This is a genomic window from Ruegeria sp. R8_1, assembly GCF_017743815.1.
Taxonomy (GTDB): domain Bacteria; phylum Pseudomonadota; class Alphaproteobacteria; order Rhodobacterales; family Rhodobacteraceae; genus Ruegeria; species Ruegeria lacuscaerulensis_A.
Genome location: NZ_JAGHRL010000001.1, coordinates 658207 through 673125 on the forward strand (window position 1 = coordinate 658207; position 14919 = coordinate 673125).

Here is a 14919-nt window from a genome sequence, read left to right on the forward strand (position 1 = left end):
GCGTTACCTTAACCTGCTCCGAAGGTTTCGCCAACAAACCCTACCAAATCAGAGGGGCGGGTGAGTGTCAGACCTGCCACAGTGCCGGTTTTGCCACCTGCCGGAGCTATGGCTGATGTGAAACCAAGTTTCTGGGCTTCTTTCAACCTATTTTCGGTTTGTGCAGCTGGTCTTAGGGCACCTGACAGAGAGATTTCCCCGAATACGACGGTGTCTGAAGGCAGAGCTGTATCCTCGCGCGCGCTCAGCAAAGCCGCAGCAACAGCAAGGTCAGCCGCAGGCTCGCTGACTTTTAGTCCGCCCGCCACATTCAGGTACACGTCCAGCCCGGTGAAGGGGACACCGCAGCGGGCTTCTAGGACTGCGAGGATCATGGCCAGTCGACCGCTGTCCCATCCCACGACCGTGCGACGCGGTTGCGAATGAGGTGATGGCGCGACAAGTGCTTGTAATTCCACCAGAACCGGGCGGGTGCCTTCGATCCCGGCAAACACGGCAGAGCCAGGGCTGGGCGTTCCGCGCTCGGACAAAAACAAGGCAGAGGGGTTGGTGACCTGGGCCAGTCCTTTACCCGTCATTTCGAAAACGCCGATCTCGTCCGCAGGACCAAAACGGTTCTTCACCGCACGCAGGATACGGAACTGATGGCCACGTTCCCCTTCAAAATAGAGCACAGTGTCAACCATGTGTTCGACGACACGGGGGCCTGCGATCTGACCCTCTTTTGTGACATGGCCGACCATGATGATCGAAATGCCATATCGTTTCGCAAACGTGGTCAATTCATGTGCTGCGGCCCTTACTTGTGACACCGATCCGGGGGCACTTTCGACATTGTCCGCCCACATGGTCTGAATCGAGTCGATAATGGCAAGGCCGGGCTTTTCTGCCTCAAGCGTGGTCAGGATATTGCGCAGGTTTGTTTCGGCCGCCAGTTGCACCGGGGCGTCCTCCAGCCCCAGACGGCGGGCGCGCATCCGCACCTGCGCGCTGGCCTCCTCGCCTGAGACATAGATGGTCTTGACGCCAGCACGAGCAAACCGGGCGGCTGCCTGCAACAAGAGTGTGGATTTGCCGATGCCCGGGTCGCCGCCCACAAGCAGGGCCGAGGCGGGGACAAGGCCACCGCCCAGCACACGGTCCAGTTCCTCGACCCCACACAATGTGCGAGGCGGAGGGGTTTCCTCGGTCGACAGGTCCGTGAGTGCGATGGTCTGGCCCCGCTTGCCGCCGAGGGATTTCTTGGCCGGGCCAGCCGAAAGGGGGGCTTCTTGTATGATCGTGTTCCACTCGCCGCAGCCGTCACAGCGGCCGGACCAGCGGGAATGCGTGGCGCCACAGGCCGAGCATGAAAAAGTCGTCTTTGCCATGCGGCCCTTGGTGCCTTAGGTGGGGCGGTTCTTCAAGCCCTTGCAGGCTTTCATCGCCGCCGGTGGGATGCCGCGTCCTCAGGCCCGTTGGGCCATCGTCCGCGGCGGGCGCCTGTGGCGCCTATTCAGCGGCGCGAGGAGGCGACATCGCGATGACACTGGATTCGGTGGACTTGTGCTCGTCCGACTGCGATTGCAGTTGCGTGGACAATTCGGGCAACAGGTCGAACAATTCGTCCCGCAGGCGTGCCAGTTGAGATTTGGCGATGGATTCTTCGATCTCGACATCGCGGGTCCATTGCCGCAGTTCTTGCTGGATGGTTTGTGCGTCACCGATGCGCTGCTGGAATTGCTCGATCTCTTCTTGGCGCTGCTGGAGGAACGTACGTGCCCGCGCCACGCGTTCGTCGCTGTAGGTGACGGCGAGTTCGTGGCTGATCTGGCTCATTTGCGCGGCCAGTTCGAGGATTTCCGGCTCCAGCGATTGGAGGTCGGGATGTTGGCGCAGAAAAGCAATACGCTCTTTGACCGCGTCGAATTCAGACGACATCATGAACGTGTCACCTCGGTCCGCGGCATGGGCCATTTGGTAGGCGTAGGTGATGTCGTGCATGTTCATCGCGAACTTGCGATGCGCATTCTCAAGCGCCATCATGCGTCCGTTTGCGGGCAGATAGAAGGCCAGCATGAGAATCAGTGCGGTCAATCCGATCTGGATAAACATGCCCGCATCTATAGCCGGTGCGGTGCCGAATCCGGCCTGCATGGACAGCCAGGGCAGGACCCCAAATACCGATAAAGCGGTGGTCGTCACGGCCGCAAGCGCAGCCGCGCAGATTACGAAAAAGGTCAGTCTTAAAAAGGCATTCTGAAATTGCAATGTTATGTTTTGGAGGGCGGCCATGGTTGTCGATCTCCTTCTAGAACCGGAACACACCGGAGCCGAAGCGGAGTAGACTTAACGTACAGACAGAGATCCGCCACGGACCCGAAAACTACTATTTGTTGCTGCTCGAAATATTAAGATGATACTTGGGTAAATGTTTTCAATCAATTAGCTTTAAGCTTTTCGTGAGGCGGATGTCATCTCTGTAATATGTCCCAATGCCAGCGAGGCCAGAATGCAGCCCGTGAACAGGTAAAGACCCCATGCGGTCTCAACGGTCGCGTAGGAGATGCCCTTGGCCAGCGTGATGTAGAGCGCGATGAGGAAGATATCGGCCATGGCGAGCTTGCCCAAGATGTTCAGCGCAGGTTGGACGCGGGGATCCAGCAGGTCCCATTGGATCAAGGCGGTGCCGATGGTTTTGACGAAAGGTGCCACGAGGGCGAAGACGGTGACGACCAGCGCAAGAAAGACGTCCGAGTGCCACAGGGATTGCAGGCCGGTGATGACGCTGATTTCGCTGAGGCCGAAGATCGGCAGGAGGCCCGCACGCATCAGCGGGGCGAACCACGCGATGGGGTACAGGATCAGGAGCGAGAGGGTGGCGAGGCGGAGGGTCATTGCATTGGTAAATCCGGTTCTTGTTGCCAACATCTATGGGCCGACAAATCCAGTCGCAAGTTTTTCATTGAGGTCGCAATTGCCCGTGTTTAAGTGTTTTAGGGCTTAATTATTCTTCTTGGAGTTGCAGTGCCTGATCCTGTGATAAAAATTGTATACGGTCCGTCTGCACTGAGCAAAGGTGTCTCAAATGCGTCGTCAGGAGGACTAGGCGCTCTTCTGTCCGCCGGCAGTTCGGCTGCTGACAGATTGCCCTTCGACCGGGAGCAACTTTTTGGAGTGCTGCATTTCCGGTTGTACGAAACCAACCGTGCTAGACAAAGGGCCAATTGGTTTGGAGGACGGGTTTACAATAAGTTTTCTGGTGAAGATCCCGATTATATTCCAGTTTCGGGAACGCATTTGACGCAAACACTGGATGCAATCCGAATTCAGGCTCCGGACTTTGTAGTTGCTAGCGGTCACTACCTGCTGAGATATGACTACGCCAAACGGGCCTATGATCAATTGAAAAGCGAACGGCAGCAGGAAGGCAACTAACGCACCGCTTCAATCGGCCCCTCGGCACTCCCACTAATGAACTGCTCGACATAGGGATCACCCGACGCATCCATCTGCTCAACGGGGCCGGTCCACTGGATGACGCCTCCGTGCAGCATGGCGACGTTGTCCGCAATTGCGCGGACCGAGCTCATGTCGTGGGTGATGGTCATGGCCGTTGCGCCCATCTCGGTCACGATCTCGCGGATCAGGTCGTTGATGACGCCGGACATGATCGGGTCCAAACCCGTGGTGGGCTCGTCAAAGAAAATGATCTCGGGCTCGGCGGCGATGGCGCGGGCGAGGCCCACGCGTTTTTGCATCCCGCCCGACAGTTCCGACGGAAAGCGGTCGGCTACATCTGATTTCAGGCCAACGCGGCGCAGTTTCTCGATGGCGATCTCGCGGGCGTATTCGGCGGGGCGTTTCAACGGGCCGCGCAACAGCCGGAAAGAGACGTTCTGCCAGACGGGCAGCGAGTCAAACAGAGCCGCCCCCTGAAACAGCATCCCGAACCGGGCCAGAAACGCATCGCGGTCGCCCTTGGCGGCATCCTTGTCATCCACATAGATCATGCCGCTGTCGGGTTTGATCAGGCCGAGAACGCATTTCAGCGCCACAGACTTTCCGGTTCCCGAACCGCCTATGATCACCATCGACGTGCCCTTGGGGATATCGAGGTTCATGCCTTGCAGGACACGGTTATCACCGAAGGCTTTGTGTACATTCTCCAGCCGTATCATACCGAAAAGAACACCCCTGTGAGAATGAAGTTGGCGGCCAGGATCAAGATCGCCGCCGCTTCGACCGAGGATTTGGTCGCACGGCCCACGCCCTGCGCGCCCCGGCCCGAGTTCATGCCATAATAGCAGCCCATCACGGCCGTGATGAGGCCAAACGTTGCACCTTTGACCAGCGATGAAATCACGTCGTGCAATTCCAGAAAATTGACCGTGTTCTGAAGGTAAGCGGCAGAGTTGAAACCTAGGTTCTGAGTGGCAACCACGTAGCCGCCTGCGATGCCAATCACGTCGCCCACGGCAACAAGCACTGGCACGGTCAATATGGCTGCCAGAACACGCGGTGCGGTTAAGTATTTCATCGGGTGCGTAGACAGGGTGACCAGCGCGTCGATTTGTTCAGTCACTTTCATCGTTGCGATCTCGGCCGCGATCGAAGAGGTCACGCGTGCCGCGATCATCAGACCACCAAGAACTGGTCCAAGCTCGCGTACCATGCCGATGGCCACGATCTGAGGCACCACGGCCTCGGCGTTGAAACGGGCGCCGCCAGCATAGATTTGCAGCGCCAATGCGCCGCCGGTAAAAATGGCGGTCAGGCCGACCACGGGCAGAGAAAGCCAGCCGATATTCATCAGCGCAACGACAAATTCGCGTGGATAAAACGGAGGGCGGAAGACGTGCGATATCGAATCCACTGTAAACAGTGCCACCTTTCCAAAGGTGGCAAACACAGTCAGGACGGCACGGCCTATACCGCCCAGCAATCTCAAAGGGTTCATTCCACGTAACCTCGGGAATAGCGCGCACCGAGCGACGTGAGGATCTCGTAGCCGATGGTGCCTGCGGCCTCGGCGAGGTCGTCTACGGTCTGGTGGCCGTTGAGAATGCGCATTCGTTCTGGGTCCTCAGGCAAATCAGTGACATCCACGGTGATCAGGTCCATGGAGATACGCCCAACGACGGGGCAGGGTTGACCACCTGCGAACGCATCAATGCCGCCCCCGATCGCGCGGTGCAGACCGTCAGCATAGCCCGCTGCAACGGTCGCGATACGTGACGGACGGCGCGCGGTCCAACTGTTGCCGTAGCCAACAGTCTCGCCCTCGGCCAACTCGCGGACCTGAATAACGGGGAGGTCCACAGTCACCACAGGTTTCGCGTCGGCAAAAGGCAGACCGCCGTACAGACCGACACCGGGCCGGCAGAAGTCGAAATGGAATTCCGGCCCCAAAAGTAACCCTCCGGTCGCAGCCAAGGACCGTTGGGCCGAGACTCCATTAGTCATATCTCGGAAAGTCTTGAGTTGTTGCCGGTTCATCGGGTGATCCGGCTCGTCCGAGCAAGCCAGATGCGACATGACAACCACCGGGTTCAGATCCTCAACCCGCGTGCGCAGCTCGGCCCAATCGGATGGTTCAAAGCCAAGTCGGTTCATGCCGCTGTCGAGCTGGATGCCAAATGAATGCGAGGGCAGGCTTTGTTCGTGGCGCAGAAACTGCTCGGGCGAGTTCAATAACGGTGTCAGGTCGTTCCCGCGCAGCAGTTCGGTATCGCCTTCCATATGCCCTGAAAAGACGCCGATCATCGGACCTGGGCCAACAGCTTCGCGGACGGCTGCGCCTTCTTCGGCGACGGCAACAAAGAACTTGCGAACACCTTCTTCGGCGAGGGTGTCCGAGACAGGACCCGCACCCAAGCCATAGGCGTCTGCCTTGACCACGGCGCCGGTCTCGACATTCGTTTTCGTATCTAGTGCGCGCCAGTTGCTGGCGAGCGCATGCAGGTTGATCGTCAGACGTGCGGTACTCATGGAACTGTTCATGACATTGGATCGCTGCAGGTCAAGGGGGTACGCACCGTTTATTGCCGGTTTGACGTGAACGTGGGCGAGGAATGGCTTGTCAGTATGGCAAACAAGGAACCTATGCGCCTAAAAGATCAGGGCTTATTGTCTTCACTGCGTCATCAACACAAGATTGGTGCAAGAATCATTTACGCTCATCCTGGGCGTCGGCAGGAGTAGATTTTGTGCAGTTTTCATCAGGTGTTACCGGCATGGAAGCCGAAATCCCCGAGTTCTTCCGGGCTGTTTTCAGCGCATCCGAAGGGTCGGATGAAGGCGAAGCGTTGAAGGCACTGACTGTTGCACTGATCAAGACCACTGAGGCAGATGATTTGCTGTGCGTGACAGCGCATATATCCGAGGGCCTGTGCGGGTGCATTTTCTTTTCTCGCCTTACCTATGACGAAGACCCGCGCAAGGTGGTGCTGATGTCTCCGGTTGCGGTTGCTACAGATCGTCAGAAGCAAGGGATCGGACAGAAGTTGATCGCGTACGGGTTGGAGCAGGTTCGCCAAGCAGGGGCCGAGGTCGCGGTGACTTATGGTGACCCGGCCTATTACGGTAAGTCGGGGTTTCAGGCGATGACACCAGAGTTCGCGCGACCGCCCCACGATCTGAGCCAGCCGCATGGGTGGCTTGGCCAATCGCTGAACACCAAGGAATTCAGGCCAATAGTCGGGCCATCGCGCTGTGTGCCAGCCTTCGATCAGCCCGGGTTGTGGTGACTGTCAGTAGCCTTCGATCTGGCCGTCCTGCTGCCAGGGTTTGACCAGGTTGCCAAAGCGGGTGAACTGCGCCTCGAACGAGAGTTCAACCGTGCCAATGGGGCCGTGACGCTGCTTGCCGACGATGACCTCGGCCTTGCCATGCAGACGGTCCATCGCCTGCTTCCACTCTTCCATCTTTTCCAGCTCATGATCGCCGGGCTTTTCGCGCTCTTTGTAGTATTCCTCGCGAAACACAAACATCACCACGTCGGCATCCTGTTCGATCGAGCCCGATTCCCGCAGGTCAGACAGTTGCGGGCGCTTGTCGTCGCGGCTTTCGACCTGACGCGACAGCTGAGACAGGGCGATCACCGGAATGTTCAACTCCTTGGCGATGGCCTTCATGCCCATCGAAATCTCGGCAATCTCGTTGACGCGGTTGTCGGACATGCCCCGACACAGTTGCAGATAGTCGATGACCAGCAGGTCCAGCCCATGCGTCCGCTTGAGCCGCCGCGCGCGGGCGGCAAGCTGCGAGATCGGCAGGGCGGGGGTGTCGTCGATGAACAGCGGGCAGGCTTCCAACTCCTTGGCGGCGTCCACGAACCGGCGGAACTCGGATTCGGTCATGTCGCCTTGACGGATCTTGTGGCTTGAGATCTCGGACGCTTCGGCCAGAACCCGGCCCGCCAGCTGCTCGGCGCTCATCTCCAGTGAAAAGAAGCCGACCACGCCGCCATCCACGGCCCCTTCGGACCCGTCCGATTTGGTGCCGCGTTTATACGCCTTGGCCACGTTGAACGCCACGTTGGTCGCCAATGAGGTTTTCCCCATCGACGGACGACCCGCCAGAATAATCAGGTCGGATGGGTGCAGGCCTCCAAGCTGTTTGTCCAAGTCGGCCAGACCGGTGGAAATCCCCGCCATGCCGCCACCGCGCTGATACGCTTCGTTGGTGACGTTGACGGCTTCTGTGACCGCCTTGAGGAAGGATTGAAATCCCTGTTCGGTCTGGCCCTGCTCGGATAACTGGTAAAGCTGTTGCTCAGCCTCGACGATCTGTTCCTTGGGCTCGCTGGACACATCAACCCGTGCCGCCTTGTCCGAGATGTCGCGGCCCAGCCGGATCAATTCGCGCCGGATGGCGAGGTCATAGATCATCTGGGCATAATCATGCACCGCAAACGCACTGATCGAAGCACCCGCCAGTTTGACCAGATAGGCGGGGCCACCCAACTCCTTCAGGCCCTCATCCTCGGCCATGAAGGACTTCAGCGTCACGGGCGAGGCCAGCGCATTCTTGGCGATGCGATTGGCCGCGACCTCATAGATGCGGGCATGGACCGGATCATAGAAATGCTCGGCGCCAATGATCGAGGCCACCCGGTCATACAGATCGTTGTTCGTCAGGATGGCACCCAGAAGCTGCTGTTCGGCCTCAATGGAATGCGGCATGGTTTCGGCGTTCTGAATCTGCGCCGCTGCCTGCTCGATACTGCTTATCTCGTTCATTTTGTCCCCACTGCCCTGATGAGGTTCTACACGCGAATGCCCGTCCCAATCCATCTGGAAATCCCTGTGGTTAACTTGGGGTAAGACCTAGGGATAAGTTTCCAGACAGATAGTATATCTGAATATGTATCGCTTATTATGTAGGAGGCGCCAGGAAAGTCACCATATATCGCGCTTGGTGCGCCGATTCTTCCGGGCTTATCCCCAAATTACCCACAAGAGGTTTATGTGGATTTATTGGCTTCCTGCCAACCGCGCGGGTCGTTCAGGAAAGCCTCGACCCCGTCAAGTGTCTCAGCGTCAAAGGCTTTCTGCGCCTTGGCCTCAGCCAGAACATCCCACCACGTACACAGGGAATGCAGCTTCACGCCATGGTCGCCCAGCGTTTTCTCGGTCTCGGGGAAAATGCCGTAGTAGAAGATCACCGCCGTATGACCGCAGGTCGCGCCGGTGTCGCGGATCGCATCCACGAAGGACAGCTTTGATCCGCCATCGGTGGTCAGATCTTCGACCAGCAGAACGCGCTCACCCTCGGACATTGCGCCCTCGATCCGGGCATTGCGGCCATAGCCCTTGGGCTTTTTGCGCACATAGGTCATTGGCAAGGCCATGCGCTCGGCAACCATGGCGGCAAAGGGGATGCCTGCGGTTTCGCCACCGGCGATGTTGTCGAACGCCTCGAACCCGGCATCGCGCATCACGGTGACGGTCAGGAAATCCATCAGGGTCGAGCGGATACGTGGGTATGAGATCAGCTTGCGGCAGTCGATATAGGTGGGGCTGGGCAGGCCCGAGGCCAGCGTGAACGGTTCGCGCGCATTAAAGTGGACGGCCTTGATCTCCAGCAGCATGCGCGCGGTCAGGCGGGCGATTTCGGTGCTGTCGGGGTACGAGCTGGGGATCATGATGCAAACCTCTGGGCTGAAAACAGGTTGCGGGCTGATAACGCGCGGCACCCCCCAGAGTCGAGAGGGCGGGCAAAAGAAAAGCGGACCCGCATGGGGCCCGCTTTGCACATTCCATATGGCGCGCGATCAGCTTGTCATGTCATAGGCGCGTTCACCATGCACCGACAGGTCGAGGCCATTTGTTTCTGTCTCGGCATCCACACGCAGCGGCGTGATCAGCGCGACCAGTTTGATCAGAACAAAGGTCACGACGGCGGTGAAGACACCTACGATGACCAGGCCACCCAACTGTGCTGTCCAGGCGCCAAGGCCAAAGACGGCGATCATGATGGTGCCAAAGATGCCTCCGACACCATGCACGGCGAACACATCCAGCGTATCGTCGATTTTCAGAACGTTGCGGATGACATTGACGGCTTCCTGACACAGCACGCCTGCCACGGCACCGATGATCAGCGCCTGAACCGGATCCACATAGCCCGAGGCGGGGGTGATCGAGGCCAGACCAGCGATCGTACCTGTCACCAGACCGACCATCGACGCCTTGCCGTATTTGATCCGCTCGTACAGCGCCCAAGTCAGAGAGGCGGTCGCGGCCGAGATATGCGTCACGGTCATCGCCATCGCAGCTCCTCCGTCAGCGGCCAGTTGCGAACCGCCATTAAAGCCGAACCAGCCAACCCACAGCATCGCGGCACCGATCATGACAAAGCCCGGATTGTGCGGCGGCGTTGTGCGGTTGCGGCGCGGGCCCAGAACTACTGCAATGATCAGCGCGGCCAGACCGGCGGTTTCATGCACCACGATGCCGCCTGCAAAGTCGCGCACGCCGACCTCACCCAGAATGCCACCGTCGGTCAGGATGCCTCCACCCCAGATCCAATGCACCACCGGCGCATAGCACAGCAACATCCACAGGGCCGAGAAGGTCAGCACAAAGCCAAAGCCCACGCGCTCGACATAAGCGCCGACGATCAGGGCCGGGGTGATGATGGCAAAGGTCATCTGAAACGCGAAGAACAAAATCTCGGGCAGCGTGCCTGACAGGCTGTCTGCATCGACACCGTTCAGAAACGCTTTGCCCAGGCCGCCCCACAGGCCCGATCCGCCGTCACCAAACGCGATGGAATAGCCCGCGATCAGCCACAGGATGCTCATCAGGCAGGCGATGCTGAAACAGTGCATGAAAACGCTCAGCACATTACGGGCGCGCACGAGGCCACCATAGAACAGGGCCAGGCCCGGAAGTGTCATAAACAGGACCAGGGCGGTTGCCACTATGATCCAGGCGGTATCGGCTCCATTCATCAGCCGCTCTCCTCTTCAGCTTGCGTGGCGGGGCTTGAAGCGGAGTGTGGGTGGGGAAAAAAGAGGCAATCGTTAAAAAAGACGCCTATTTATGGGGCTTTTGCTTAAGTGATGATTAAATGTGCGTCATGTTTACAGGATTGCGAAAAAATTAGGCGGTATAAGAAAGCGCATCTGACAACAAATTCAGCGCGTGATCGCGCGCGGCCAGTCGGACGGCGTCACGGCCGAGTGCGCCAAATTCGATGGTTTGCGTTTGGGTTGGCTGCCCTGTAGCGGCGATTCCGAAGCAGACGCGCCCCTCGGGTTTGAACTCGGACCCACCTGGGCCCGCGATGCCGGTGATCGATACGGCCAGTTGCGCGTTGGAATGGTGCAGGGCGCCTTCGGCCATCTCACGGGCAACCTGTTCCGAGACCGCGCCGTGCGCGTCCAGCGTCCCGGCCTGTACGCCCAACATCTGCTGTTTTGCGGCATTGGTGTAGGTCACGAAACCTCGGTCCACCACGGCCGAACTGCCGGGGATGTCAGTCAGCGCCGCGGCGACCATACCCCCGGTGCAACTTTCAGCGGTGGCGATCATCACTCCCTGCGCCTTGGCGCGGTCCAACAACGCGGCGACGGTCATAGCCCCAGAACCCCATGCGCAATCCCGGCCAGGATCAACACGCCGATGGCGGCAAAGACCCCGGCGATCACATCATCCAGCATCACGCCCATCGCATCCCCCTTGCGGTCGGCCCAGCCAACCGGGCCGGGTTTGGTAATGTCGAACAGACGGAACAACAGGAACCCTGCAACCCAGCCGGGCCACAGCGCCGTGATCTCGATCCCATGCGCCCACGAGGGGTATGAGATCGCCCACAGCGCGATGAACTGGCCTGCGACCTCATCTACGACGATCTCGGACGGGTCGTGGTCCTCTTGCCCTGCGGTCATCACGCGGGTCGCCCAGAGCCCGCCAAAGAACACCGCAAACGTGGCGATTACCAGCAGGGGGAAACCGCCCAGCGTGTGCAGCAGCCATGCCAAGGGTAGGGCGGCCAGCGACCCCCACGTGCCCGGTGCGGGGCGCAGATAGCCCACACCACAGACGGTTCCGATCAATTGTGCGGCGCTCATGATTTCACCAGACAGGCCGTGGCAAGCGAGGCAATCCCTTCGCTGCGGCCCGTGAAACCCAGCCGTTCGGACGTTGTCGCCTTGACCGAAACCTGATCGGTCCGCAGCCCCATGATCCGGGCCATCTCGGCCCGCATCGCCTCGGCGTGGGGGCCGATCTTGGGGTATTCGCAGACCAGCGTGCAATCGACATTCGAGATCGCGTATCCCATCGTCGCTGCCAATTCGACCGCGTGGCGCAGGAAAATCTCGCTGGCGGCTCCTTTCCATTGTGGGTCCGAGGGCGGGAAGTGCTGGCCGATATCGCCCTGCGCCAGCGCGCCATAGATCGCATCGGTCACAGCATGCATCCCAACATCGGCGTCCGAATGCCCCTGAAGACCACGATCATGCGGCACCTGCACGCCGCACAGGATTACATGATCCCCGTCGCCAAACCGATGCACGTCATACCCGTTGCCCAGCCTTACATCCATATTCGTTCCCAATATGCGTTCCGCCCGGGCAAAATCCTCGGGCCTTGTGATTTTGATGTTATCCGCATCGCCCGGCACGATGGCGACGTCCAGTCCTGCGGCGCGGGCAACCTCGACATCGTCCGCCGCGCCGCCCGCATGAGCGGCATGGGCCGCGACGATGGTGCTATAGTGAAAACCCTGCGGTGTCTGTGCGGCGAAAAGGCCGGAGCGATCCTGCGTCCCGGTCACCGTTTGCCCGTCTCCGGTCCAAAGCGCATCCGTGACTGCCAAGCCGGGCGCGGCAGCGGGGCTGGCTTCGAGCGCCTGCAACACGTTGTGAATAGTCTGAGCGCTGACACAGGGACGGGCGACATCATGGATCAGAACGCGGGTGACATTCAGATCGCTCAGGGCGGCCAGCCCGTTGCGCACCGAACCCGTGCGATCAGTGCCACCTGCGGTCAGGATCAGATCTGAAGCGGCAAATTCTTCCCATGCGGTGCTGTCCTCGGGGGACAGGACCAGCACGATGTGATCGACTTGCCCGCGAAACCGCTCAATCGTCCAGTCCGCGACGCGGCGTCCGCCTAGCGGTCGCCATTGTTTCGGGATACCCCCTCCGACGCGCAGGCCACGTCCTGCGGCAACGATTAGGGCTGCGGTGGTCATGGGCGGTGTCTCCGATAAATTCGGGGCAATGTTTAGGGTGCGGTGAATGCAGAGGCAATCACCCGCGTTAAGCCGCCTAAAAATTAAGCAAGTGATGATTTTGCGGGCTTTTCAGCTGCCGTTTTGTTGTTCATATACGCTCAATTCGATATCTAAGTCGCAACTGCCCAAGGATTAAGCACGTTGACTCTTCAACTCGCAGACAAAGACCTGACCCCGCCGGTGCTGTTGGCCCCAATGGCTGGAATCACCGACCGCCCGTTCCGCGATCTGGTGCTGCGCTTTGGTGCGGGCTTGGTGGTCAGTGAGATGGTAGCCAGTCAGGAAATGGTTCAGGCCAAGCCCGGCGTGCGCGAACGGGCCGAGCTGTCGGCCGACGTGGAAAACACCGCTGTCCAGCTGGCTGGGCGCGAGGCGCATTGGATGGCCGAGGCCGCCCGGCAGGTCGCTGATCGGGGCGCGCGGGTGATCGACATCAACATGGGGTGTCCGGCTAAGAAGGTCACGAACGGCTATTCCGGCTCGGCGCTGCTGAAAACGCCGGATCATGCGCTGACATTGATCGAGGCGGTGGTCGCGGCGGTTGATGTGCCGGTCACGCTTAAAACGCGGTTGGGGTGGGACGACAAATTATTGAATGCGCCGGACGTCGCGCGGCGCGCGCAGGAGGCAGGGGTGCAGATGGTGACGATCCACGGGCGCACGCGCTGTCAGTTCTATAAGGGGCAGGCGGATTGGCAGGCGATCCGCGCAGTGAAAGAAGCGGTCGATATCCCCGTCATCGCAAACGGAGATATCGTGGATACCGGTGCTGCACGCACGGCGCTGGACCAATCGGGCGCGGATGGCGTCATGATCGGGCGGGGTGCTCAAGGTCAGCCTTGGGTTTTGGCGCAGGTCTGCCACGATCTTTATGGCGCGCCCGCGCCTGTGGTACCTCAGGGTGATGATCTGACTGAGATGGTTCGCGCGCATTATCAGGCGATGCTGGGCTTTTACGGCACCGATCTGGGGCTGCGCGTCGCGCGCAAGCATCTGGGATGGTATATGGATCAGGCTGGTACGCCCGCAGCCTTGCGCCGCGCCGTTCTGACCTCTCGCGATACCGACGAGGTGATCCGCCTGCTGGGTGACGCCTTAAGCACTGAGGCGGAGGCTGTCGCATGAATTCGGACCAGAGTATTTGGACTTCGCTTCCGGTGCCTGCCTTCATAATTGATGGCGATGATCGGATATCCGATGTCAATTCAGCCGGCGAAGGATTCCTGAACGCCTCGCGTAAATCGGTGATTGGGCACCCGGTTTGGGATCAGATTGCGGTCGACGCGCCATTGGAAGAGGCGTTCGAGCGCGCTCGGGCGCAGGGAACACCCTTGTTCGTGAATGATGTAGATGCGGGCTCGGGCAATCGTGCGCCGCTGCAATGCGCGCTGCAGATTGCACCACTGGTTGGCCATCCGGGTTCAATGATCATGATCATCTCGCCGCGAGAACTGGCAGGACGGATGACGCGGGGCAATACGGTCAAATCGGCGGCGCAGTCGGCGATCGGCATGGCCGAGATGCTGGCGCATGAGATCAAGAATCCACTGGCTGGTATCACTGGTGCGGCGCAACTTCTGAGTATGAACATCTCACAGCAAGATCTTGAACTTACAGACCTTATCGTGGCTGAGAGCCGTCGTATCGTTAAGCTGTTGGAACAGGTCGAGCAATTCGGAAACCTGTCGGAGCCTGATTTCAAGCCAGTGAATATTCACGATGTTCTGGACCGGGCACGCCGGTCGGCATTGTTGGGCTTTGGTGCGCATATGAAAATCATCGAGGAATACGACCCTTCGTTGCCGCTGGCCTATGGTGATCCGGATCAATTCCTGCAAGTTATTCTGAACTTGTTGAAAAACGCGTCTGAAGCTGCTGATCCCAAAGGTGGAATAATTCGCATCAGGACGTATTTCGAACATTCCTTCCGACTTCGGCGCAGTGACGGTTCAGGCCATTCCCTGCCATTGCAGATCGAGATTATCGACGACGGGCCGGGCCTGCCCGAGAAAATCCGCAGCGATATCTTCGACCCGTTCGTGTCGGGCAAGGAAAACGGCACCGGCCTGGGGCTGGCGCTGGTGAGCAAGATCATCTCGGACCATGACGGCTGGATTTCCGCCGACTCGGTGCCGGGCCGTACGGTGTTCCGCATTTCGCTGAGGCGGGCACCGAAGGATGCAACATAAG

General features: G+C 59.4%; 16 protein-coding genes. 4 read left to right on the forward strand and 12 right to left on the reverse strand.

The window, feature by feature from the left end:
* Positions 1-8: 8 nt before the first annotated feature.
* From radA to J7380_RS03350, 3 genes are all read right to left on the reverse strand, one after another.
* Positions 9-1370 carry a DNA repair protein RadA gene (radA, locus tag J7380_RS03340; RefSeq protein WP_209194473.1) on the reverse strand — a complete coding sequence of 454 codons (1362 nt, stop codon included), beginning with the start codon at positions 1368-1370 and terminating at the stop codon, positions 9-11.
* 121 nt (positions 1371-1491) lie between these two features.
* The gene (locus J7380_RS03345) at positions 1492-2274 is read right to left on the reverse strand and encodes a DNA repair protein (RefSeq protein WP_209194474.1); all 783 of its coding nucleotides are present in this window, start codon (positions 2272-2274) and stop codon (positions 1492-1494) included.
* A 156-nt stretch (positions 2275-2430) separates the two neighbouring features.
* A complete protein-coding gene (locus J7380_RS03350; RefSeq protein ID WP_209194475.1) occupies positions 2431-2877 on the reverse strand; it encodes a paraquat-inducible protein A in 447 nt (148 codons plus the stop codon).
* A 129-nt stretch (positions 2878-3006) separates the two neighbouring features.
* Here J7380_RS03350 and J7380_RS03355 point away from each other — a divergent pair, with 129 nt between their 5' ends.
* Positions 3007-3417 carry a hypothetical protein gene (locus J7380_RS03355; protein WP_209194476.1) on the forward strand — a complete coding sequence of 137 codons (411 nt, stop codon included), beginning with the start codon at positions 3007-3009 and terminating at the stop codon, positions 3415-3417.
* Here J7380_RS03355 and J7380_RS03360 read toward each other — a convergent pair.
* Genes J7380_RS03360 through alr form a run of 3 tightly spaced genes read right to left on the reverse strand, consistent with a single transcriptional unit; the run spans position 3414 to position 5970 of the window.
* Positions 3414-4160 carry an ATP-binding cassette domain-containing protein gene (locus J7380_RS03360; RefSeq protein ID WP_209194477.1) on the reverse strand — a complete coding sequence of 249 codons (747 nt, stop codon included), beginning with the start codon at positions 4158-4160 and terminating at the stop codon, positions 3414-3416. The genes J7380_RS03355 and J7380_RS03360 overlap by 4 nt on opposite strands.
* A complete protein-coding gene (locus tag J7380_RS03365; RefSeq protein ID WP_209194478.1) occupies positions 4157-4939 on the reverse strand; it encodes an ABC transporter permease in 783 nt (260 codons plus the stop codon). The genes J7380_RS03360 and J7380_RS03365 overlap by 4 nt, the downstream gene beginning before the upstream one ends.
* Positions 4936-5970 (reverse strand): alanine racemase, encoded by a 1035-nt coding sequence (gene alr, locus J7380_RS03370; protein ID WP_209194479.1) that lies wholly within the window; start codon positions 5968-5970, stop codon positions 4936-4938. Before alr ends, J7380_RS03365 begins: the two co-directional genes overlap by 4 nt.
* Positions 5971-6188: 218 nt before the next feature.
* On the opposite strand from alr, the gene J7380_RS03375 reads away from it, so the two are divergent.
* Entirely contained in the window at positions 6189-6728 is a 540-nt protein-coding gene (locus tag J7380_RS03375) for an N-acetyltransferase (RefSeq protein ID WP_209194480.1), read from the forward strand.
* Positions 6729-6731: 3 nt separating this feature from the next.
* On the opposite strand, the gene J7380_RS03380 is transcribed toward J7380_RS03375, so the two are convergent.
* From J7380_RS03380 to J7380_RS03405, 6 genes are all read right to left on the reverse strand, one after another.
* Positions 6732-8222, reverse strand: coding sequence for a replicative DNA helicase (locus J7380_RS03380; RefSeq protein ID WP_209194481.1), 1491 nt, complete (start codon positions 8220-8222; stop codon positions 6732-6734).
* 224 nt (positions 8223-8446) lie between these two features.
* Positions 8447-9127 carry an orotate phosphoribosyltransferase gene (locus J7380_RS03385; RefSeq protein ID WP_209194482.1) on the reverse strand — a complete coding sequence of 227 codons (681 nt, stop codon included), beginning with the start codon at positions 9125-9127 and terminating at the stop codon, positions 8447-8449.
* Positions 9128-9256: 129 nt separating this feature from the next.
* Complete coding sequence (locus J7380_RS03390; RefSeq protein ID WP_209194483.1) at positions 9257-10438, reverse strand: ammonium transporter; 1182 nt, start codon at positions 10436-10438, stop codon at positions 9257-9259.
* Between the two features lie 151 nt (positions 10439-10589).
* Positions 10590-11066 carry a CinA family protein gene (locus J7380_RS03395; RefSeq protein ID WP_209194484.1) on the reverse strand — a complete coding sequence of 159 codons (477 nt, stop codon included), beginning with the start codon at positions 11064-11066 and terminating at the stop codon, positions 10590-10592.
* A complete protein-coding gene (locus J7380_RS03400; protein ID WP_209194485.1) occupies positions 11063-11560 on the reverse strand; it encodes a phosphatidylglycerophosphatase A in 498 nt (165 codons plus the stop codon). The genes J7380_RS03395 and J7380_RS03400 overlap by 4 nt, the downstream gene beginning before the upstream one ends.
* Positions 11557-12687 (reverse strand): bifunctional 2-C-methyl-D-erythritol 4-phosphate cytidylyltransferase/2-C-methyl-D-erythritol 2,4-cyclodiphosphate synthase, encoded by a 1131-nt coding sequence (locus tag J7380_RS03405; RefSeq protein WP_209194486.1) that lies wholly within the window; start codon positions 12685-12687, stop codon positions 11557-11559. Before J7380_RS03405 ends, J7380_RS03400 begins: the two co-directional genes overlap by 4 nt.
* A gap of 183 nt (positions 12688-12870) precedes the next feature.
* On the opposite strand from J7380_RS03405, the gene dusB reads away from it, so the two are divergent.
* Complete coding sequence (dusB, locus tag J7380_RS03410; protein WP_209194487.1) at positions 12871-13854, forward strand: tRNA dihydrouridine synthase DusB; 984 nt, start codon at positions 12871-12873, stop codon at positions 13852-13854.
* Positions 13851-14918 carry an ATP-binding protein gene (locus tag J7380_RS03415; protein WP_170354346.1) on the forward strand — a complete coding sequence of 356 codons (1068 nt, stop codon included), beginning with the start codon at positions 13851-13853 and terminating at the stop codon, positions 14916-14918. Before dusB ends, J7380_RS03415 begins: the two co-directional genes overlap by 4 nt.
* The last annotated feature ends 1 nt before the right edge of the window (position 14919 follow it).

Bases quoted from the DNA above. Each gene is read 5' to 3' on its own strand.
- J7380_RS03345 (WP_209194474.1), bottom strand. From the start codon at position 2,274: ATGGCCGCCCTCCAAAACATAACATTGCAATTTCAGAATGCCTTTTTA.
- J7380_RS03350 (WP_209194475.1), bottom strand. From the start codon at position 2,877: ATGACCCTCCGCCTCGCCACCCTCTCGCTCCTGATCCTGTACCCCATC.
- alr (WP_209194479.1), bottom strand. From the start codon at position 5,970: ATGAGTACCGCACGTCTGACGATCAACCTGCATGCGCTCGCCAGCAAC.
- J7380_RS03415 (WP_170354346.1), top strand. From the start codon at position 13,851: ATGAATTCGGACCAGAGTATTTGGACTTCGCTTCCGGTGCCTGCCTTC.
- J7380_RS03360 (WP_209194477.1), bottom strand. From the start codon at position 4,160: ATGATACGGCTGGAGAATGTACACAAAGCCTTCGGTGATAACCGTGTC.
- J7380_RS03365 (WP_209194478.1), bottom strand. From the start codon at position 4,939: ATGAACCCTTTGAGATTGCTGGGCGGTATAGGCCGTGCCGTCCTGACT.
- J7380_RS03405 (WP_209194486.1), bottom strand. From the start codon at position 12,687: ATGACCACCGCAGCCCTAATCGTTGCCGCAGGACGTGGCCTGCGCGTC.
- J7380_RS03400 (WP_209194485.1), bottom strand. From the start codon at position 11,560: ATGAGCGCCGCACAATTGATCGGAACCGTCTGTGGTGTGGGCTATCTG.
- J7380_RS03380 (WP_209194481.1), bottom strand. From the start codon at position 8,222: ATGAACGAGATAAGCAGTATCGAGCAGGCAGCGGCGCAGATTCAGAAC.
- J7380_RS03385 (WP_209194482.1), bottom strand. From the start codon at position 9,127: ATGATCCCCAGCTCGTACCCCGACAGCACCGAAATCGCCCGCCTGACC.
- J7380_RS03390 (WP_209194483.1), bottom strand. From the start codon at position 10,438: ATGAATGGAGCCGATACCGCCTGGATCATAGTGGCAACCGCCCTGGTC.
- radA (WP_209194473.1), bottom strand. From the start codon at position 1,370: ATGGCAAAGACGACTTTTTCATGCTCGGCCTGTGGCGCCACGCATTCC.
- J7380_RS03395 (WP_209194484.1), bottom strand. From the start codon at position 11,066: ATGACCGTCGCCGCGTTGTTGGACCGCGCCAAGGCGCAGGGAGTGATG.